The organism is Mycolicibacterium baixiangningiae (assembly GCF_016313185.1).
Lineage (GTDB): Bacteria > Actinomycetota > Actinomycetes > Mycobacteriales > Mycobacteriaceae > Mycobacterium > Mycobacterium baixiangningiae.
In genome coordinates, this window is record NZ_CP066218.1 from 1,519,007 (window position 1) to 1,538,146 (window position 19,140).

At 68.5% G+C, this 19,140-nt stretch carries 19 protein-coding genes; 11 read left to right on the forward strand and 8 right to left on the reverse strand.

All coding sequences use genetic code 11. The features are described 5' to 3' along the window. Positions 1 to 170: 170 nt before the first annotated feature. The 4 genes from I7X18_RS07160 (at position 171) to I7X18_RS07175 (ending at position 4,013) form a co-directional block, all read left to right on the forward strand. On the forward strand, positions 171 to 323 hold the full coding sequence (locus I7X18_RS07160; protein ID WP_193047770.1) for a hypothetical protein: 153 nt from the start codon (positions 171 to 173) through the stop codon (positions 321 to 323). A 174-nt stretch (positions 324 to 497) separates the two neighbouring features. Next, the gene (locus I7X18_RS07165) at positions 498 to 1,583 is read left to right on the forward strand and encodes an esterase-like activity of phytase family protein (protein ID WP_193047923.1); all 1,086 of its coding nucleotides are present in this window, start codon (positions 498 to 500) and stop codon (positions 1,581 to 1,583) included. A gap of 110 nt (positions 1,584 to 1,693) precedes the next feature. After that, positions 1,694 to 3,103: an ATP-binding protein gene (locus tag I7X18_RS07170; protein ID WP_193047769.1), complete on the forward strand. Its 1,410-nt coding sequence runs from the start codon at positions 1,694 to 1,696 to the stop codon at positions 3,101 to 3,103. Between the two features lie 34 nt (positions 3,104 to 3,137). Further along, the gene (locus tag I7X18_RS07175) at positions 3,138 to 4,013 is read left to right on the forward strand and encodes a patatin-like phospholipase family protein (RefSeq protein WP_232375428.1); all 876 of its coding nucleotides are present in this window, start codon (positions 3,138 to 3,140) and stop codon (positions 4,011 to 4,013) included. Here I7X18_RS07175 and I7X18_RS07180 read toward each other — a convergent pair. Continuing rightward, the gene (locus I7X18_RS07180; RefSeq protein ID WP_193047768.1) at positions 3,999 to 5,039 is read right to left on the reverse strand and encodes a patatin-like phospholipase family protein; all 1,041 of its coding nucleotides are present in this window, start codon (positions 5,037 to 5,039) and stop codon (positions 3,999 to 4,001) included. The genes I7X18_RS07175 and I7X18_RS07180 overlap by 15 nt on opposite strands. A gap of 42 nt (positions 5,040 to 5,081) precedes the next feature. After that, positions 5,082 to 5,531, reverse strand: coding sequence for a lipoprotein LpqV (locus I7X18_RS07185; protein ID WP_193047767.1), 450 nt, complete (start codon positions 5,529 to 5,531; stop codon positions 5,082 to 5,084). 111 nt (positions 5,532 to 5,642) lie between these two features. Between I7X18_RS07185 and I7X18_RS07190 the strand changes: the two genes are divergently transcribed. Beyond that, positions 5,643 to 6,197, forward strand: a complete 555-nt coding sequence (locus I7X18_RS07190) for a cysteine dioxygenase (RefSeq protein WP_193047766.1) — start codon at positions 5,643 to 5,645, stop codon at positions 6,195 to 6,197. A gap of 58 nt (positions 6,198 to 6,255) precedes the next feature. Next, on the forward strand, positions 6,256 to 6,576 hold the full coding sequence (locus I7X18_RS07195) for a rhodanese-like domain-containing protein (protein ID WP_193047921.1): 321 nt from the start codon (positions 6,256 to 6,258) through the stop codon (positions 6,574 to 6,576). On the opposite strand, the gene I7X18_RS07200 is transcribed toward I7X18_RS07195, so the two are convergent. The 3 genes from I7X18_RS07200 to I7X18_RS07210 are packed head-to-tail and all read right to left on the reverse strand — an operon-like array spanning position 6,573 to position 10,094. Further along, a complete protein-coding gene (locus tag I7X18_RS07200; protein ID WP_193047765.1) occupies positions 6,573 to 8,264 on the reverse strand; it encodes an alpha/beta hydrolase in 1,692 nt (563 codons plus the stop codon). The two genes, I7X18_RS07195 and I7X18_RS07200, sit on opposite strands and share 4 nt — an antisense overlap. A 9-nt stretch (positions 8,265 to 8,273) precedes the next feature. Further along, complete coding sequence (locus I7X18_RS07205) at positions 8,274 to 9,047, reverse strand: enoyl-CoA hydratase (RefSeq protein WP_193047764.1); 774 nt, start codon at positions 9,045 to 9,047, stop codon at positions 8,274 to 8,276. Positions 9,048 to 9,056: 9 nt separating this feature from the next. Then, positions 9,057 to 10,094: an enoyl-CoA hydratase/isomerase family protein gene (locus I7X18_RS07210; protein WP_193047763.1), complete on the reverse strand. Its 1,038-nt coding sequence runs from the start codon at positions 10,092 to 10,094 to the stop codon at positions 9,057 to 9,059. A 170-nt stretch (positions 10,095 to 10,264) separates the two neighbouring features. On the opposite strand from I7X18_RS07210, the gene I7X18_RS07215 reads away from it, so the two are divergent. Next, the gene (locus I7X18_RS07215; RefSeq protein ID WP_193047762.1) at positions 10,265 to 11,113 is read left to right on the forward strand and encodes a Bax inhibitor-1/YccA family protein; all 849 of its coding nucleotides are present in this window, start codon (positions 10,265 to 10,267) and stop codon (positions 11,111 to 11,113) included. A 189-nt stretch (positions 11,114 to 11,302) separates the two neighbouring features. Further along, complete coding sequence (locus tag I7X18_RS07220; protein ID WP_193047761.1) at positions 11,303 to 12,148, forward strand: DUF559 domain-containing protein; 846 nt, start codon at positions 11,303 to 11,305, stop codon at positions 12,146 to 12,148. A gap of 52 nt (positions 12,149 to 12,200) precedes the next feature. Here the strand turns inward: I7X18_RS07220 and I7X18_RS07225 are convergent, their stop codons facing one another. Continuing rightward, positions 12,201 to 13,418, reverse strand: coding sequence for an acetyl-CoA C-acetyltransferase (locus tag I7X18_RS07225; protein ID WP_193047760.1), 1,218 nt, complete (start codon positions 13,416 to 13,418; stop codon positions 12,201 to 12,203). A gap of 31 nt (positions 13,419 to 13,449) precedes the next feature. Next, the gene (locus tag I7X18_RS07230; RefSeq protein ID WP_193047759.1) at positions 13,450 to 14,400 is read right to left on the reverse strand and encodes an SGNH/GDSL hydrolase family protein; all 951 of its coding nucleotides are present in this window, start codon (positions 14,398 to 14,400) and stop codon (positions 13,450 to 13,452) included. A 180-nt stretch (positions 14,401 to 14,580) separates the two neighbouring features. Between I7X18_RS07230 and I7X18_RS07235 the strand changes: the two genes are divergently transcribed. From I7X18_RS07235 to I7X18_RS07245, 3 genes are all read left to right on the forward strand, one after another. Beyond that, a complete protein-coding gene (locus I7X18_RS07235; protein WP_198730535.1) occupies positions 14,581 to 15,633 on the forward strand; it encodes an alpha/beta hydrolase in 1,053 nt (350 codons plus the stop codon). A 29-nt stretch (positions 15,634 to 15,662) separates the two neighbouring features. After that, positions 15,663 to 17,060 (forward strand): cystathionine beta-synthase, encoded by a 1,398-nt coding sequence (locus I7X18_RS07240; protein WP_193047758.1) that lies wholly within the window; start codon positions 15,663 to 15,665, stop codon positions 17,058 to 17,060. 151 nt (positions 17,061 to 17,211) lie between these two features. Continuing rightward, positions 17,212 to 17,922 (forward strand): Rv1078 family RDD domain-containing protein, encoded by a 711-nt coding sequence (locus I7X18_RS07245; RefSeq protein ID WP_226864231.1) that lies wholly within the window; start codon positions 17,212 to 17,214, stop codon positions 17,920 to 17,922. A 7-nt stretch (positions 17,923 to 17,929) separates the two neighbouring features. Here the strand turns inward: I7X18_RS07245 and I7X18_RS07250 are convergent, their stop codons facing one another. Further along, positions 17,930 to 19,099, reverse strand: a complete 1,170-nt coding sequence (locus I7X18_RS07250) for an acyl-CoA dehydrogenase family protein (protein ID WP_193047756.1) — start codon at positions 19,097 to 19,099, stop codon at positions 17,930 to 17,932. Positions 19,100 to 19,140: the final 41 nt, after the last annotated feature.

The following is a 19,140-nucleotide window of genomic DNA, read 5'->3' on the forward strand; positions in this document are numbered from 1 at the left end:
TCAATTCGAGATGGCCTGGCGGGCGCTGCGATCCTGCCAACCGGCGGTGAATTACCGCCAGAGGAATGAAATCCACGAGGGGATGGTGTTGACCAGATCACAGGGACCGGCCGATGCAGCGGGCACTACAGCCTTGGCCGCCGCCATGCACCGACAGAACGAGCCAGCGCATGACCACTGCATTCTTCAGCTCACAACGGGTACGGCGCGACGACGGCGCGGTGCGCAACCCGGGTGAGTTCGTCACGAGCACAATCATTTCCGCCATCTCGACGATCATCCTGATGACCGCTCTGATCGTCTTGTTCCTGCACGCGGTGTGACCCGGCAACGGTGTGTCACGCGCTGACATGTGCAGCCGGCGGGCATTCTCGTCTCACTGAATCGGATACGGGCGTGGCGCGTTCATGTGGATAGCCGCCGACCCCGTATCCAGAGGAAGCGCTGTGACGAGAGGACGACGAGTGCACATTTGTGTGAGGCGGGCGCTGTGCGCGATGCTGCTCGCGTCGACGATCACAGGATGCGCGACGGCCAATCCTTCCCCGCCCGGGTTGCTGTATGTCGGCCAGCAGCAGGTTCCCGGCGGCGCCGAGCTGGACGGAACGGTCATCGGCGGGTTGTCCGGCCTCAGCTACGACGCGCAACGCGATGCCTACTTCATCGTCAGCGACGACCGGTCGGCGAAGAACCCGGCGCGTTTTTACGAGGCCCGAATCCGGCTGGACGGCAACGGGATCAGCTCCCTCGATTTCATCGCCACCCATCCCTGGCTGGATGCCGGCGGGCGACCGTTCGCGCCGCTCGACCCCGCGGCACGCCCACCCGTTGTGCCGCCGGACGCGGAAGGCATCGCGGTGGACCCCGGCCGCCACCGGCTGTACTGGTCCAGCGAGGGCGAACGCATGACCGATGACCCGAACGGCCCGGTGCTTCAGGATCCGTTCGTGCGGATCGCCGATTTCGAAGGCCGGTATCTCGGCGAGTTCGCATTGCCGCCCGCGCTGCGGATGTCGGCGGGCGACAGCGGTCCGCGGCGCAACGAAGGCTTGGAGGGGCTCACCGTCACGCCCAGCGGACGGTGGGTGTGGGCGGCGATGGAGGGACCGCTGTACCAGGACGGGCCGCTGCCCTCGGACACCGAGGGCGCGCTCACCCGCATCACCCGGTTCGATCCGGACACCGGGGCCGCGACCGCGCAGTACGCGTACCCGCTGGACGCGGTGTCCGCCGGGCCGGGCGGGGACAATGGGGTGTCCGCCCTGGTCGCCCTGGAGGATGCGACCTTCGTGGTGGTCGAGCGCGGTTTCGCCGGACGTAACAGCGTGCGGCTCTACCGCGCCGAGGTGGCCGATGCGGACAACCTGCTGGATCTGCCCGCGCTCGCCGACCATCAGGTGCGCCCGATGCCGAAGACCCTGCTGGCCGATCTGACCATGACGCCAGGTCTGACCCGGCTCGACAACATCGAGGGCATCACGCTGGGGCCGACATTGCCGGACGGACGTCGCGCCGTGGTGCTGATCAGTGACGACAACTTCTCGCCGACGCAGGTCACTCAGGTGCTGGCCTTCGCGATGTGAAATACCAAACCGCGAAAGCGATGCTGAGGGGATAGAAGTTCGGGTGGCCGCGGACCCCGATCGCGGTAACCTGAGGCCTTCGGTGATCCCCAGGCCAAGGGCGGACGAGCATGGTCGACGAACCTGCGAACGCGTGCGACATCGACGAACTGCGTGGCCTGTTCCTCTTCGAAGGCCTCACCGACGAGCAACTCGAACGGCTGTGCGGCAACGGGACGGTGACGACCCTGCCCGCCGGACTGCTCTGCCGCGAAGGCGCGCCGGCGACGCACTTCTACGTCCTGCTCGACGGTGAGATCCTGCTGTCGAAGCGCACCGGCAACCGCGACATCGAGATGTGGACGACGTCGCAGCGGGGGGCGTACTGCGGCGCGTGGTCGGCGTTCCTCCCCGACGACGACGTCCGCTACGAGCTCAACGTCAACGTGACCCGGCCGTCACGGCTGCTGGTGATCGATGCCGCCACACTGGGCGCCTTCCTGCGCACCGAGTTCCCGATGGCAACCCACCTGCTGGTCGGACACTCCCACGGGCGACTGAACGCCGGCCGCATCATCGGCCCGCACGAGCGTCTTGTGCAGCTCGGGCAACTGACCGCCGGGCTCACCCACGAACTGAACAATCCGGCCGCGGCCGCCGTCCGCGCCGCCTCCGCGCTACGGTCCCGAATCGCCGAAACACGTCAGCGGCGCGCCGAAGTGGGCGCCGACACCGCGCTTCTCGAGTTGCACGACCGGGTGGCCGAGGTGGCCGCCAAGCCGACCGATCTGACCACGGTGCAAAAGTCCCACCTGGAAGAGGCGCTCGGGGGATGGCTCGACGCCCACGGGGTCACTGACGCGTGGGATCACGCCGCCACCTTCGCCGACGCCGGCATCGACATCGACTGGCTGGAGCGGATCTCGGCGTCCGGATGTGGCGAGACGCCGGCCGCGCTGGACGCAGCGGTCCGATCGCTGAGCGCCACCGCGGAGACCGAACTGCTGCTCACCGAGATCGCCGACGCGACGAAGCGCATCTCGGTGCTCGTCGACCAGGTCAAGCAGTACTCGCAACTGGACCGCGCCCCCTTCGACGTCACCGACATCCACGAATTGCTCGACAGCACGCTGGCGATGCTGTCGCACCGGCTCGGACCCGGTGTCACGGTCGTGCGCGACTTCGACCACGGTCTGCCCGGCGTGCCCTGTTACGCCGCCGAGCTCAACCAGGTGTGGACCAACCTCATCAACAACGCCCTCGACGCCATGCCGTCGGGAGTGCTCACGCTGCGCACCCGCCGCGAGCGGGACACCGTGCGCGTCGAGGTGTGCGACACCGGACCAGGCATCCCCGACGACGTGTTGCCGCGGGTGTTCGACCCCTTCTTCACCACCAAACCTTTCGGTGAGGGTGCGGGACTCGGCCTCGACATCGCGGTCCGCAGCGTCGACCGGCATGGCGGCAGACTGTGGGCCGAGTCGACCCCCGGGGACACCCGGTTCATCACGACGCTGCCGCTGACCGTCCAGCCCGGCTGAGCCTCGGTCGCGTCACCTGGCACAGTGGACTTCTGTGACGAAGCGAGCGCTGGTGCTGGCCGGTGGGGGTATCGCGGGCATCGCGTGGGAGACCGGAGTGCTGCGCGGCATCGCCGACGAAGCGCCCGACACCGCGCGGGCACTGCTGGGCGCTGAGATCCTGGTGGGCACGTCGGCCGGGTCCACGGTGGCCGCGCAGATCGGCAGCGGTCTCGGCATCGAGGCGCTCTACGACCGGCAGCTGGTGACGACGTCGGCCGAGATCGACCCCGGGGTCAGCATCGAGACGATCACCGGTGTCTTCCTCGCCGCGATGAGTGATCCGGACGCGAATGTCACCAAGAAGACGATCACCGAGAAGTTGCGACGCATCGGGGAGATCGCACTGTCGACGCCGACCGTCGCCGAGGACGTGCGCCGCGCGGTGATCGAACAACGCCTGCCCAGCCATGAATGGCCCGACCGTGACCTGCGAGTGACGGCAATCGACACGGCCAAAGGCGAACTGGTCACCTTCGACCGGTCCTCGGGGGTCAGCCTGGTCGACGCCGTCGCCGCCAGCTGTGCCGTGCCGGGAGTGTGGCCGCCGGTGACGATCGGGCCGCGGCGATTCATGGACGGCGGTGTCGGCAGCACCGTCAACATGGGGGTCGCCGCGGACTGCGACGCCGCGGTGGCCCTCGTGCCGTCCGGCCGGTCGTCGCCGTCCCCGTTCGGTAGCGGGGCCGTCGCCGAGGTGGACGGATTCGCCGCCCCGACGTTCGGCATCTTCGCCGACGACGAGGCGCTCGCCGCGTTCGGCCCGAATCCGCTCGACCCGGCGTGCCGGGTACCGTCCGCGGAGGCCGGCAGGGCGCAGGGCCGACGGGTGGCCGCCGACGTCGCCGGCTTCTTCTCAGGGCTGCAGTAGCGGGGTGAACGCCGGCTGGTCGAACTGGTCGAGCGCCTGGACGGCCAACTCCCTGCCTAACTCGATGACCTCGGCCGCGCGGTGGAAATCCAAACTGCGACAAGCGGATCGGGGTACCTCGATGAGCAGGTCGGGCGGATAGGCCGCCAGCGTGTGGCGGGCCAGCGCCGCCTGCGCAATGTCGATGGTGCGGTTCATCACCTCGAAGCTGCCCAGCCTCGGCACCGTCACCTCTTTGGCGGAGTCGACGAGTTGGTCGGCGCTGCTGTTCGATTCGATCTGGTCACCGAACTCACCGACCTCACCGTCCCCGTCGGCGGTGGTGCCGAAGCGGTTGAGCATGGACCGCACCGCCGGGGTGTCGAGCACCGTGCGCGCCGACTTCGAATCCAGCATCGCAGATGTGCTGCGCAGCAACCGGTTCATCCAGTCGGCCGTCGAGGTCGCGTCACCGTCGACGGGCTCGGTGCCGCCGGTCTCGCTGCCGCCCAGGCTCACCGCGATCGTGAGGTCGGCATTCACTGCGGCGACCGGCGCCATCGGCAACGGGTCGAGGATCCCGCCGTCGGCGAGTAACCGGCCGTCGAGCACATGCGGGGTGATGACGCCGGGGATCGCGATCGACGCGCGAATCGCCGCGTCCACCGGACCGCGCTGCAGCCACACCGACCGGCCGGCGATCAGATCCGTCGTGACGGCTGTGTACGGCACCGGCAGGTCTTCGATGCAGACCTCGCCGAGGACCTCACGCACGGCGTCGAGGATCTTCTCCGCCCGCAACACCCCGGCCGCGGCGATCGAGGGATCCAGCAGGCGCAGTACCGCGCGCTGGGTCAGCGATCTGGCCCACTCGGCGTACTCGTCGAGCTTGCCCGCCGCCTGCAGGCCCCCCACCAGCGCGCCCATCGACGAGCCCGAGATGCCGACGATCTCGTAGCCCCGCGACCGCAGTTCGTCGATGACCCCGATGTGCGCGTAGCCGCGGGCACCGCCACTGCCGAGCACCAGGGCGACGCGTTTGCTCATGGCGTTATCTTGCGCCGCGTTTTGCGCAGCGTGAACGAAACCTCATCCGCACAGTCCGTCTGCGGCCGCCTCGACGGCGACGATGACCGCCGCCTGACGCGCCGGCTGCAGCTGGGACCACGGCGTCCCGAAGGTGCCCGGGCCCGCCGCATCGGACTTCTGGATCTCCGCGAGATAGGGTTCCACCTGCGCTTTGAGGTCGCCGCCACGCTCGTTCATCCACGTCTTGGCCGCGTCGCAGGCCTGGAAGTACTCCTCTTCGGTGGACTCGGCCGGGGCGCCCACCGCCGTCGTCACCCCGCCAGGGGAGGTGCCCACCTCACCGGGCGCCGCCGTGCGGGCTGCCGTGGTCGTCGTCGACGCTGTGGCCTGCGGCGACGTCTGGGTCGACGAGGGTTGCGCACCCTCGCCACCGCCGTCGGAGCAACCGGTCAGGGCCAGGACACCGGTGACGGCGACGGCCGCGGAGAAGCGGGGAAGGCGTCTGCGCATGGGGTCAATCTATGCAACACTGGCCGCCGTGACGGAGCGGACCGTGTTTGTGGAGTGTTGTCGGGCCTGACGCCCACCCCCAGACCCGTCTGCCCTCTTGGAGTTCTCGTCATGTCTGTCCACACCCTCTCGTCGCCCGTTTCTGCCGTTCCCGCGGTCTCCGCGCCCACCCGGCTTCGTCTCCCCGACCTCCTGCACGCCACCGACCGCGGTGCCGACGCCGTACTCAGCGGACGCTTCGACCACCTACTGCCCCGCGGCGGCGTGCCCGGCGACGACCGTTGGTACACGAGGCTGCACGGCGACGACGAACTCGACATCTGGCTGATCAGCTGGGTGCCCGACCGGTCGACCGAACTGCACGACCACGGCGGGTCCCTCGGCGCGCTCACCGTCGTGTCCGGCTCGCTCGCCGAAACCCGTTGGGACGGGGACGGTTTGCGACGGCGCGAGCTCGCGGCGGGGGATCAGGCCGCGTTCCCGCTCGGCTGGGTGCACGATGTGGTGTGGGCGCCGGATGCTGCGCTTGGTTCGACGCTGACCGGACCGACCCTGAGCGTGCACGCCTACTCGCCGCCGCTGACCGCGATGTCCTACTACGAGGTCACCGAGCGGCAGACGTTGCGCCGCAGCCGCACCGAACTCACCGACACACCGGAGGGATGACCGCGTGACAAGCCGCATCGATAAGGTCCTCGACGCCGCCAGAGCCAGATTGCAGCGCATGCCCGCGGCCGCGGTGCCCGGCGCGCTCGCGCGTGGCGCGCTGCTCGTCGACATCCGCCCGCAGGCGCAGCGTGCTGCCGAAGGCGGGGTGCCTGCCGCGATGGTGATCGAACGCAACGTGCTCGAGTGGCGATGCGACCCGACCAGCGACGCCCGGCTGCCCGAGGCCGTCGACGACGACGTCGAGTGGGTGGTGCTGTGCTCGGAGGGCTACACGTCCAGCCTCGCCGCCGCGTCGCTGCTCGACCTCGGCCTGCACCGCGCCACCGACGTCGTCGGCGGCTACCGCGCGCTGAAGGCCGAAGGCGTTCTGCTCTAACCGTCGGAGTGCAGCAGCGGCCGCAGCCGCTCGGTCTTCTCCGGCGTCCACCCCGGCGGCTGCAGCACCGCCGCCCACCCGTTGGCGACGTCCTTGACGTAGACGTGGCCGTGACCGTCCGGTACGTCGATGGCCACCGCCATATCGGCCGACACCTGCAGGAACGTCACCACCGGGATCCACTTCATCCGCGCGGTCCGGTCGTAACCCGGCGGCTCGTGGAGCCAGTCCGGCCGAGCGAACAACAGGTCGGGATTCCACCAGGCGATCGGGTCGGAGGCATGCTGCAGATACACCACTCGTGGTGCACCCCAAGGATTTTCGGGACGTCCGAGGTCCTCCGGGCGGTCGACGAAGCGGACGTTCTCGCCGTCGTCGTAGATCGGCAGCCATTGCGGTGAGCCCGGATCGCGTTGGCGGGTCAAATCGTTCCAGATCGTGTTGTTGAAGGTCGGACCGGAGAACAGTGCGCCGTCGGTGCGCGCGATCAGGTTGTTGAGCGCCAGGAACGGCGCCTCCCCGCCGAACGAGCCGAGGCTCTCACCGAAGACGACGAGCCGGGGGCGCTGGGCTTCCGGCATCGCGCGCACCAGTTCGTCGACGGCCTCGAACAACGCCTGCCCGGCCTGCCTGGCGTTCTCCTGGTCGACCAGGAACGACAACCAGCTCGGCAGGAACGAATACTGCATCGACACGATCGCCGTGTTGCCGTTGAACATGTACTCCAGGCCCGAGGCCTCCGCCTCGTTGATCCATCCGGTGCCCGTGGTGGTCGCGACGGCGACGACCTCGCGGGTCAGACCGCCGGTGCGCAGCAGCTCCTGGGCGGCCACCCTGGCCGTCGCGCGGATACCGTCGGCCGAGTGCAGACCGGCGTACGCGCGGATCGGCTCGATCGCGGGCGCACCGTTGAACGCGGCGATTTCCTCGACCGTCGGCCCGGCCGCGACGAAGATCCGGCCCTGGTGGCCCAGCGACTCCCAGCTGACCAGCGACTGCGGACCGCCCGACCGCAACGCGCTGGCGGGTGGGGAGGTGTCGGGGTCGGATTCGTCGTTGACCGTCGCAAAGGTGTTGTTGATCGCGCTCATCGCGCCCCGTACCACGACACCGTTGAGAATCGCGATGGTCAGCGCCAACAGCAGCGCCACCACGACCACTGCTGAAACCCTCGGCGGCGCAACGCGATCGAGCTGCCTGACCAGGAATCCCACCAACCGCCTGACCTGCTGGCCCACCTCGACGAGCGCGAACAGCACGACGATCGACAGCACCGCGGCCAGCGGGTGGTCCCAGAACCCCATCCGCGGCACACCCATCAGGTCGCGGATCTGGTCCTGCCAGACGTGGAAGTAGATGATCATCAGCACCTGGCCGACGACGCCCACCACGACCAGTGCCAGCCAGGCCCACCGCGGCGCCGGCGGGCTGGTGTCTCTGGACAACATGTAGCGCACGAGCCACACCCCGAAGACGCCGATGCCGTAACCCACCGCGCCCGCCCCGCCGCTGACCAGGCCTTGGAACAGCGGGCCGCGCGGCAGCAGCGACGGGGTGAGCGAAAACCAGACGAACACCAGCCCGACGGCGGTGCCGAAGAACGTGTAATGGCGCAGCCACCACGCCCGTTTCGGTGGTGGCTGCTCCTGCGGCGGCGCCTGCTCGCTGACCTCCGCGGTGCGGCTCACCAGTGCACTTTAGCGATGGGTGAAGTTCGCGGGGCGCTTCTCGCTGAACGCCGCCATACCTTCCTTCTGGTCCTCGGTGGCGAACGCCGAGTGGAACAGCCGGCGCTCGTAGAGCAGGCCTTCGGTCAGCGTGGACTCGAAGGCGCGGTTGACCGCTTCCTTGGCCATCCGGGATGCGTTGCGCGACATCCCCGCAATCGCCGCGGCGACCTCGTTGGCCTCGTCGAGCAGCCGGTCGGCGGGCACCACCCGCGACACCAGACCGCTGCGATCCGCCTCTTCGGCGCCGATCGTGCGACCGGTCAGGATCAGGTCCATCGCCTTGGCCTTGCCGATCGCCCGGGTCAACCGCTGTGAACCGCCCATGCCCGGCAGCACGCCCAGCTTGATCTCGGGCTGGCCGAACTTCGCGGTGTCGGCCGCGATGAGGATGTCGCACATCATCGCCAGCTCACACCCACCGCCGAGCGCGTAGCCCGCGACCGCGGCGATGGTGGGGGTGCGGGTTGCCGCGAACGTGCCCCACAGCGCGAAGAAGTCGGAGGTGAAGACGTCGGCGAACGACAGGTTCGCCATCTCCTTGATGTCCGCGCCCGCCGCGAACGCCTTCTCGCTGCCGGTGATGACGATGGCTCCGATGCCCTCGTCGTCATCGAATTCGGCTGCCGCCGTGGTGACTTCGACCATCACCTGGGAGTTGAGCGCGTTGAGCGCCTTGGGGCGGTTCAGCGTGATCGTGCCGACCCGGCCGTCGCGGGTGACGAGGATGGTCTCGTAATCCATGGCTACTCCTTAGGGGAACGTGAGGTCGGGATCGGCTGGCGTGAAGTATCCGTCAACGTCGGCAGCGGTGACCTCGGCGACCGACTGGTGCGACCACTTGGGGTTGCGGTCCTTGTCGACGAGTTGAGCCCGGATGCCCTCGACGAAGTCGTGCGAGCGCAGCGACGCGCACGAGACGCGGTATTCGTCGCGGAGGACGTCCTCCAGTGTGTCGAGGCGGGCCGCCCGGCGGATCGACTCCAGCGCGACGGCGAGCGCGATGGGGGAGCGCGACGCGATGAGGTTCGCGGCGTCGTCGGCCGGGCCGGCATCGTGGCCGCGCAGCGCGGCGATGATGTCGGCGATGGTGTCCCCGGCGTAGCACTCGTCGATCCAGTCCCGCTGCGCGAGCAGGTGACTGGCGGGCGGTTCGACGGTGTGGGCGGTCAGCGCGGCGTCGACGCCGTCGGCGATCACGGCGGCCCGGAAGTCGGCCAGCCGGTCGTGCGGCACGAAACGGTCGGCGAAGCCCATGGCGATCGCGTCGGCGCCGGAGAACGGCGCACCGGTCAGCGCGGCGTGGTAGCCGAGCAGGCCGGGGGCGCGGGAGAGCAGATAGGTGCCGCCGACGTCGGGGATGAAGCCGATGCCGACCTCGGGCATCGCCATCTTGGTGTTGTCGGTGACCACGCGGACGTCGCCGTGTGCGCTGACACCGACGCCGCCGCCCATGACGATGCCGTCCATCAACGCGACATACGTCTTGGGGTAGTGGCCGATGTAGGCGTTGAGTTGGTACTCCTCGAACCAGAACTGCCTCGCCTCGGCACCGCCGGCCTTCGCGCTGTGGTAGAGCGCCACGACGTCGCCGCCCGCGCACAGCCCGCGCTCGCCTGCGCCGTCGAGCAGCACGGTGTGGACGCCGTCGTTGGCCTCCCAGGCGTGGAGTGCGTTGCCCAGGGCGGTCACCATGCCGTGGGTCAGCGAGTTGATGGCCTTCGGCCGGTTCAGGGTGACGAGGCCGACACCGTTTTCGACAGTTACTAGGACATCCTCGTTTCCGGCCACGTGTGCAATCTAGATCGTCGCCCGGGGGGCGTGCGAGACGGGTAAGGTTTCGCTCGACAGGCCTGGGAACTTCCTGTGTGAAGTCATGATCGATCTCGGGAACCCGCGCCGGCTGTCGTTCGTTGATCGAGTGTTCGTCAACATCGAACCACCTATGAGAGGACCCGACGGTGCGCGAGAGCAGCAACCCGGTATTCCGCTCCCTGCCGAAGTCGCAGGGCGGATACGCGTCATTCGGTACCGGAGCCGCCGGCTACGGTGCGCAGCAGGTACAGGCTGAGCCGTACACGACGCAGTACCCCGAGCAGACCGGCGTCGCCCGGCCGATGACCATCGACGACGTCGTCACCAAGACCGGCATCACGCTGGCCGTCTTGTCTGCCGTCGCCGTCGTCTCCTACTTCCTGGTCGGCCAGAGCCCGGCGCTCGCCGGCCCGCTGACCCTGATCGGCGCCCTCGGCGGCCTGGTGGTGGTGCTGATCGCCACCTTCGGCCGCAAGCAGGACAACCCGGCCGTGGTGCTGACCTACGCCGCGCTCGAGGGTCTGTTCCTCGGCGCGATCTCGTGGCTGTTCGGCAACGTCGTCGTCGCGGGCGGCAGTGCCGGCGCGCTGATCACCCAGGCGGTGCTGGCCACGCTCGGTGTGTTCTTCGGCATGCTGGTCGTCTACAAGACCGGCGCGATCCGTGTGACGCCGAAGTTCACCCGCATGATCGTCGCCGGCATGTTCGGCGTGCTGGTGCTGATGCTCGGCAACTTCGTGCTCTCGATGTTCGGTGTGGGCGGTGGCGACGGCATGGGCCTGCGCAGCGGCGGCACCATTGCCATCATCTTCTCCCTGGTCTGCATCGGCCTCGCGGCGTTCAGCTTCCTGCTCGACTTCGACGCTGCCGACCAGATGATCCGCGCCGGCGCACCGGAGAAGGCGGCCTGGGGCGTCGCGCTCGGCCTGACCGTCACGCTGGTCTGGCTGTACCTGGAGATCCTTCGGCTGCTGAGTTACTTCCAGAACGACTAGCAGCCTTTACGAGGGAAGCCCGGCACCGGCGGTGCCGGGCTTTCTGTATGCATGGGCCCGTACCTGGTTGCGCGTTGACTCTGCGCCTTTCCGCCGAAACTGCTCACAGATCGCGATTCCTCCACAAACTGCGATCTGGCAGCAGTTTCGAGGGGCTGTGGTGTCTGCGGGCGTGCCGACTCTGCCGGTATGAGAACCGAACCCTTCCTCGGCAGCGCGGCGGTCGCCTCAGGGCGTGTCCGCAAGCACGAGTTGCGCACGCGCTATCGCGTCGTCTTCCCCGACGTCTACGTCGCCAAGGACGCCGAATTGACCCTGCATCAGCGGGCGACGGCCGCGTGGTTGTGGTCGCATCGCGAGGGGGTGATCTCGGGGCGCACCGCGGCGGCGCTGCATGGAGCGAAATGGGTGGACGAGAACAAGCCCGTCGAGCTCATGTGGCGGAACACCCGTCATCCCCCAGGACTGCGCACCTCGGATTCCAGCCTGCGACGTGACGAATACGGAGATCACCAGGGCATGAGGATCACCACCGTGCCCCGCACGGCGTTCGACATCGGCCGGTGCGCCAGCCTTGACGAAGCCGTGGCGAACCTCGATGCCCTCGGCAACGCGACGAGATTTCACACACAGGATGTGCTCGACCTCGCCGCGCGACACCGCGGCGCGCGGCGGATACGCCAACTGCGCGCCGCGCTCGACTTCTACGACCCCGGGGCGGAGTCACCGAAAGAGACGTGGCTGCGTCTGCTCGTGATCCGAGCCGGGTTTCCGCGTCCACAGACCCAGATCCCTGTTCTGCGGGCCGACGGGTGGTCGAAGTATTACCTCGACATGGGGTGGGCAGAGCTCATGCTGGCGGTGGAGTACGACGGGGACCACCACCGCACGGACCCGATGCGATACGCGTACGACATCAAGCGAAGCGAGGAGCTCGCCGACCTCGGTTGGAAAGTCGTTCGCATCGTCAAAGCAGACCGCGAGGCCGACATCCTGCGGCGGCTTGAGCGGGCCTGGTCATCGAGACTGCTGTGAGATCACCAAATCGGCGAAAGCGTGATCTCACAGCAGTCTCGGCGCAAGAAAACTAGCTGAGCCGCTCGATGATCATCGCCATACCCTGGCCGCCGCCCACACACATCGTCTCCAGACCGAACTGCTTGTCCTGGGTCTGCAGATTGTTCAGCAGCGTGGCGGTGATGCGGGCGCCGGTCATGCCGAACGGATGCCCCAGCGCGATCGCGCCGCCGGACACGTTGAGCTTGTCCTCGTCCATGCCGAGCTCACGCGCGGACCCGAGCACCTGCACCGCGAACGCCTCGTTGATCTCGTAGAGGTCGATGTCGCCGATGCCCATGCCTGCATTGGCCAGCGCCTTCTTCGACGCCTCGATGGGGCCCAGGCCCATGATCTCGGGCGACAGACCGGACACCCCGGTCGCGACGATGCGCGCCAGCGGCGTCAACCCCAGCTCGCGGGCCTTCTCGTCGGACATGATCACCACGGCGGCGGCGCCGTCGTTCAGCGGGCACGCATTGCCCGCGGTGATCGTGCCGTTCGGCCGGAACACCGGCTTGAGCTGGCTGATCTTCTCGTAGGTGGTGCCGGCGCGCGGCCCGTCGTCCTTCGACACGACGGTGCCGTCGGGGAGCGTCACCGGTGAGATCTCCCGCTCGAAGAAGCCGCTGTTGATGGCCTCCTCGGCGCGGTTCTGCGACCGCACACCCCAGTGGTCCTGGTCTTCGCGGCTGATCCCCGTGAAGAGCGCGACGTTCTCGGCGGTCTGGCCCATCGCGATGTAGACATCCGGCAGGTTGCCGTCCTCACGCGGGTCGTGCCACTCGTCGGCGCCGGCGGCCCCCTGGTTCGACCGCTCCATCGCCTCACCGAACTTCGGGTTCTTGGTGTCGGGCCAGCCGTCGGAGTTGCCCTTCGCGAAGCGTGACACGGTCTCGACACCCGCCGAGATGAACGCGTGGCCCTCGCCGGCCTTGATCGCGTGGAACGCCATCCGCGAGGTCTGCAGCGACGACGAGCAGTACCGGTTGACCGTGGTGCCGGGCAGGAAGTCGTAGCCCAGCTGCACGGAGACCGCGCGCCCGATGTTGAAGCCGGACTCGCCGCCGGGCTGACCGCAACCCATGATCAGGTCGTCGATGTCGCGCGGGTCGAGCGAGGGCACCTTGTCCAGCGCGGCGCGCACCATCTGGGCGGCGAGGTCGTCGGGCCGCATGTCGACCAGCGACCCCTTGTTGGCGCGACCGATCGGCGAACGCGCGGTAGAGACGATGACGGCTTCAGGCATGAGGGCTCCTCAATCGGCTAATGGAGAAAAGCTAGCCTGCCGACGCGATGACCGGCGCGGGCACCCCGGTTGTCCGCCGCCACAGCCGGGTAATGCCGCCGACCTTGGCCAGCAGCGTGCTGACATCGGCGGCGCGGGTCCGCAACGCCTCGTCGGGCGCCCCATCCCGGCTGCACCCGCCGAGTGCGTCGCACAATGCGGGCAGCAGCTGGCTGGCGGCCAGCGCGTAGCCGGCCGCCGAGGGGTGGAACATGTCGCCGGAGAACAGCACCTCGGGCTGCTTGTAGAACTCCGGCGCCAGCAGGTCGGAGAACGGTACGGGCACCCCGCCTTCGGCGCGCACGGCCGACGCCTGGGCCCGCGCCAGGCGCAATCCGAGGGCCCGGGCCACCGTGCGCAGGGGCTGCGGGATCGCGGTGATCACTCCGAAGTCCGGACACGTGCCCACGACGACGACCGCGCCGCTGGACCGCAGCCGCGCGACGGCCTTTCCCAGTCGGCGCGCCGACTGCGTGATGCCGTTGAGTGCGGTGATGTCGTTCGCGCCGATCATGATGACCGCGGCGTCCGGCGGCGGGCCCGCCACGAACATGGCGTCGATCTGTCCGGCCAGGCCCTTCGAGGTGGCGCCGACGATCGCCTTGGTGCTCAGCCGGATGCGCTTACCGGACTGTTCGGCCAGCCCGCGCGCGATGAGCACACCGGGCACCTCGTCGGTCGTGCGGCAGCCGTATCCGGTGGCTGTGGAGTCGCCGAAGATCATCAGGTGCAGGTCGAACGGGTCACCGCGGTGCCAACGCTCGACGGGTCCGCCGCCGGGGGAGTAGACGCCGTCGGCGCGGGGCGGGACGTCCCAGGCCCTGGGGATCACCTGACGGGCCTGATGGGCCTGATCGGTCAGCAGGTTGCGCAGCCCGAGGTAGACGGAGCCAGTCGATGCGAGCGTGGCCGCCGCCGTCAGGGCACCGCGTGATGCGCGCACATCGACAGTCTAGGGATCGACGGCGTGGCACTCCCCGAGTAGCGATCACAGTGCGATATCAACTCCAGTAGCGAATTTGTGAAGGCCATTGTGATATTGGTTACGTGTGCGAAGCTGAGTTACGGAGATTGGCTGAGTAGCTGAGTGCCTGTCACTACAACGGCGTTGGAGGTGGTGTCGATGACGGCACCCAGTAAGGTTCCCAGCCCCTCACATGCTGGCGTCAGGGCAGGTGGATCGCATAAGACGCGGCGCTTCCCGGTCAGTGACGGCGCCCCCGTCGAGGTGGTCGAAGACGGGCCGAGCATCGCCGCGCGCGTCATGGCGCTCGCGGCGCTGATGACGATCAAGCCGACGCTGACGATTGGTAGCCTCGCTCCCAAGATGCCCTGGCCGTGGGGTGCCGTCGACTTTGCCTGCCGTATCATTCGGCCGGTTCCGGGCACCATCCGCGCCACCATCGCGCTGCAGAACTGCACCGCCCAGCTGGTGCGCGCACCCGGCGTCCTGCCGGCCGACGGCAAGCGCAGCGTGATCCTCTACCTGCACGGCGGTGCGTTCCTGACCTGCGGGGTCAACTCGCACAGCCGCCTGGTGACGGCCCTGTCCAAGTTCGCCGACAGCCCCGCCCTGGTGGTCAACTACCGGATGATCCCGAAGCACTCGGTCGGCCAGGCCGTCGACGATTGCTACGACGCCTACCAGTGGCTGCGCCGCAAAGGATATGAACCAGACCGGATCGTGTTGGCGGGCGACTCCGCGGGCGGCTACCTCTCGTTGGCGCTGGCCGAGCGGCTGCAGGACGAAGACGAGACGCCGGCCGCGGTGGTGACCATGTCACCGCTGTTCGAACTCGACAACGAGGCCCGGGCCAACCACCCGAACGTCCGCAGCGACGCGATGTTCCCGCAGCGCGCCTTCCACGCACTCGTCGAGCTGGTCGAGCACGCCGCCAAGAACCATCTCGTCGACGGCAGGCCCGAGCCGGTGTACGAACCGCTCGACCACATCGAATCCGGGCTACCGCGCACCCTGATCCACGTGTCCGGCTCCGAGGTGCTCATCAGCGACGCCCGCAAGGCCGCGCGCCTGCTGGCCGCCGCGGGTGTCCCGGTCGAGGTACGGGTGTGGCCCGGCCAGATGCACGTGTTCCAACTCGGGGCGCCGCTGGTGTCGGAGGCGCAGCGGTCGTTGCGGCAGATCGGTGAGTACATCCGAGAGGCCACCTGGTAGCCCATCGGCGCACCTGGGACGATGGAGTCATGCGCATCGCCCAGCACGTCAGTGAGCTCATCGGTAACACCCCCCTGGTACAGCTGAACTCGGTTGTTCCCGAGGGTGCGGGCACGGTCGCGGCCAAGATCGAATACCTCAACCCGGGCGGCAGCTCCAAGGACCGCATCGCGGTCAAGATGATCGACGCCGCCGAGGCCAGCGGTGAACTCCGGCCGGGCGGCACCATCGTCGAACCCACGTCGGGCAACACCGGTGTCGGGCTGGCGCTGGTGGCCCAGCAGCGGGGCTACAAGTGCATCTTCGTCTGCCCGGACAAGGTCGGCGAGGACAAGCGCAACGTGCTGCGCGCGTACGGCGCCGACGTCGTGGTGTGCCCGACGGCGGTGGCCCCCGACGATCCGGACAGCTACTACAGCGTCTCCGACCGCCTGGTCGCCGAGATCGAGGGCGCGTGGAAGCCCGACCAGTACTCCAACCCGATGGGTCCGGAATCGCACTACGAGACCACGGGTCCGGAGATCTGGCGCGACACCGACGGCAAGGTCACGCATTTCGTGGCCGGCGTCGGCACCGGCGGCACGATCACCGGTGCCGGGCGCTACCTCAAGGAGGTCTCGGGCGGGAAGGTCAAGGTCATCGGCGCCGACCCCGAGGGTTCGGTGTACTCGGGCGGTACCGGCCGGCCGTATCTGGTCGAGGGCGTCGGTGAGGACTTCTGGCCGTCGGCCTACGACCCCGCGATCCCCGACGAGATCATCGCGGTGTCCGACGCGGATTCGTTCGACATGACGCGCCGCCTCGCCCGCGAGGACGCGCTGCTGGTGGGTGGTTCGTGCGGGATGGCGGTGGTGGCCGCCATCGAGGTCGCCCGCAAAGCCGGTCCCGATGCGCTGGTGGTCGTGTTGCTGCCCGACGGCGGCCGCGGCTACATGTCGAAGATCTTCAACGATTCGTGGATGTCGTCCTACGGCTTCCTTCGCAACCGGCTCGACGGGTCGATCGAACAGCCGACGGTCGGAGATGTGTTGCACCGCAAGTCGGGAGCGCTCCCCGACCTCGTGCACACCCATCCCGCCGAGACCGTCCGCGACGCCATCGGCATCCTGCGCGAGTACGGCGTCTCGCAGATGCCCGTGGTCGGCGCCGAGCCGCCGGTGATGGCCGGTGAGGTGGCAGGCAGCGTCTCCGAGCGGGAACTGCTGTCGGCGGTCTTCGAGGGCCGCGCGAAGCTGGCCGACGCGGTGGCCGAGCACATGAGCCCGCCCATGCCCCTGATCGGTGCGGGCGAGTTGGTCAGCACCGCGGCCAAGAGCCTGCGCGAGTGCGATGCGCTGATGATCGTCGAGGAGGGCAAACCGGTCGGGGTGCTCACCCGCCATGATCTGCTCGGCTTCCTGTCCGAGGGCAGCAGCGCGCGGCGTTAGCCGAATTACCGAGCCCGGCAAACCATTTGCCGGTCACCGCAACGCGCGATGTGGCCACCGCGAAGTTACCCGGAGAACACCTGTCGTGCCGTGCTGCTCCGGTACTGTTAGCTCGCTCGTGCCCAGCTCACTGCACATCGGAAGGCGTCCATTGACCGATCAACCGCCCCCGCCGCCCGAAAATCACCCCCCGCCGCCGCAGTCAGGTTTTCCCCCGCCCGGCAACGCTCCGCCGCCACCACCACCTCCCGGCGGCTACCCTCCGCCTCCGCAGGGCAACATGCCGCCACCCGGCGCGTATCCGCCTGCGCCACAGGGCTATCCCGGTGGGTATCCGCAGTCCGGCCCGGCCCGGGTGCTTCCGCAGGACGCCTACACATCGTGGTTCACCCGCGTGCTGGGCGCCCTCATCGACGCCGTTCCGCCGTTGTTGCTCAGCGGTATCGCCTACGGCATCGCGTTCGCCACCGGCGAGACGGTCTGCGTCGATAACGAGTACGGGGTGGGCGGAGCGTGTTCGTCGTCGTTCTCCGGGGTCGGCGTCACCGTGCTGGTGCTGGCGTGGCTGGCCTCGCTGGCCTACTGGGTGTGGAACTGGGGCTACCGTCAGGGCACCACCGGCCAGAGCATCGGAAAGTCGGTGATGAAGTTCCGGGTGGTCAGCGAAAAGACTTGGCAACCAATCGGTTTCGGATTGTCGCTGGTCCGCCAGATCGCCCACGTGATCGACCAGATCATCTGCTACATCGGATACCTGTTCCCGCTGTGGGACGCCAAGCGTCAGACGCTGGCCGACAAGATCATGACCACGGTGTGCGTCCCGACCGATCAGACCGGGAGCGCGCAGCCCTACTCGCAGTGACCGAGGTTCATCCGCGGAAGGCGCTGACCCCGGTCAGCGCCTCCGCGATGACCATCTGGTGCACCTCCGAGGTGCCCTCGTAGGTCAGCACCGATTCGAGGTTGTTGGCGTGCCGCAGCACCGGGTACTCGAGCGTGATCCCGTTGGCGCCCAGCAGGGTGCGGCACTGGCGCGCGATCGCCAACGCCTCACGGACGTTGTTGAGCTTGCCGAAGCTGACCTGGTCGGGCCGGATCCGCCCCTCGTCCTTGAGCCGGCCGAGATGCAGCGCGAGCAATTGCGCCTTGCCGAGTTCGACGGCCATGTCGGCGATCTTCGCCTGGGTCATCTGGTAACCCGCCAGCGGTTTGTCGAACACCTCGCGGCTGCCGACGTAATCCAGCGTCGTCTCCAGACAGTCGCGGGCGGCGCCGACGCTGCCGAACACGATGCCGAACCGCGCCTCCGACAGACAGGCCAAGGGCCCGGACAGGCCGCGCGCCTCGGGGAGTTGGGCGTCAGCGGGTAGGCGGACGTCGTCGAGGTGCAGTTCGGAGGTGTTCGACGCCCGAAGCGAGAGCTTGTGCTTCATCTCCCGCCCCGAGAAGCCCTCGGTGCCTGCGGGGACGATGAAGCCCAGGATGCCCTCCTCGGCGCGCGCCCACACCACGGCGATATCGGCGAGCGAGCCGTTGGTGATCCACATTTTCGACCCGTTGAGAATCCAGTCCGAGCCGTCGCGGCGCGCGGTGGTGCGCATCCCGGCGGGATTGGAGCCGAAGTCCGGTTCGGTCAGCCCGAAACAGCCGATCACGTCGCCGGTGGCCATCGCGGGCAGCCACTGCTCGCGCTGCTCCTCGCTGCCGTGCTTGTGGATGGCGAACATCGCCAACGACCCCTGCACCGAGACCATGCTGCGCAGCCCGCTGTCGACCGCCTCGAGCTCCTGGCACACCACGCCGTAGGCGGTGGCCGTCGACCCGCCGCAGCCGTACCCCTCGAGGTGCATGCCCAGCAGGCCGAGCTTGCCGAACTCCGACGCCAGCTCACGCACCGGGACCTCGCCGGCCTCGAACCACTCCGCGACGTGGGGGCGCAGACGCTGTTCGCCGAAGCGACGCACGGTCGCGCGCAGCTCGCGTTCCTCGGGGGCGAGCATCGCATCGGTGTCGAGCAGATCGTCGATACGCACGGTCATGGGACATGTCTACACCCACGCTTCGCTAGGCTCGGGGGTGT

What these genes read in the sequence shown, in the direction of transcription:
- I7X18_RS07250 (WP_193047756.1), bottom strand. Translation starts at nt 19,099, where the DNA reads ATGACCGTGCGTATCGACGATCTGCTCGACACCGATGCGATGCTCGCC.
- I7X18_RS07195 (WP_193047921.1), top strand. Translation starts at nt 6,256, where the DNA reads ATGCCCGCGGCCGCGGTGCCCGGCGCGCTCGCGCGTGGCGCGCTGCTC.
- I7X18_RS07160 (WP_193047770.1), top strand. Translation starts at nt 171, where the DNA reads ATGACCACTGCATTCTTCAGCTCACAACGGGTACGGCGCGACGACGGC.
- I7X18_RS07180 (WP_193047768.1), bottom strand. Translation starts at nt 5,039, where the DNA reads ATGAGCAAACGCGTCGCCCTGGTGCTCGGCAGTGGCGGTGCCCGCGGC.
- I7X18_RS07225 (WP_193047760.1), bottom strand. Translation starts at nt 13,418, where the DNA reads ATGCCTGAAGCCGTCATCGTCTCTACCGCGCGTTCGCCGATCGGTCGC.
- I7X18_RS07220 (WP_193047761.1), top strand. Translation starts at nt 11,303, where the DNA reads ATGAGAACCGAACCCTTCCTCGGCAGCGCGGCGGTCGCCTCAGGGCGT.
- I7X18_RS07190 (WP_193047766.1), top strand. Translation starts at nt 5,643, where the DNA reads ATGTCTGTCCACACCCTCTCGTCGCCCGTTTCTGCCGTTCCCGCGGTC.
- I7X18_RS07170 (WP_193047769.1), top strand. Translation starts at nt 1,694, where the DNA reads ATGGTCGACGAACCTGCGAACGCGTGCGACATCGACGAACTGCGTGGC.
- I7X18_RS07185 (WP_193047767.1), bottom strand. Translation starts at nt 5,531, where the DNA reads ATGCGCAGACGCCTTCCCCGCTTCTCCGCGGCCGTCGCCGTCACCGGT.
- I7X18_RS07235 (WP_198730535.1), top strand. Translation starts at nt 14,581, where the DNA reads ATGACGGCACCCAGTAAGGTTCCCAGCCCCTCACATGCTGGCGTCAGG.
- I7X18_RS07165 (WP_193047923.1), top strand. Translation starts at nt 498, where the DNA reads ATGCTGCTCGCGTCGACGATCACAGGATGCGCGACGGCCAATCCTTCC.
- I7X18_RS07205 (WP_193047764.1), bottom strand. Translation starts at nt 9,047, where the DNA reads ATGGATTACGAGACCATCCTCGTCACCCGCGACGGCCGGGTCGGCACG.
- I7X18_RS07240 (WP_193047758.1), top strand. Translation starts at nt 15,663, where the DNA reads ATGCGCATCGCCCAGCACGTCAGTGAGCTCATCGGTAACACCCCCCTG.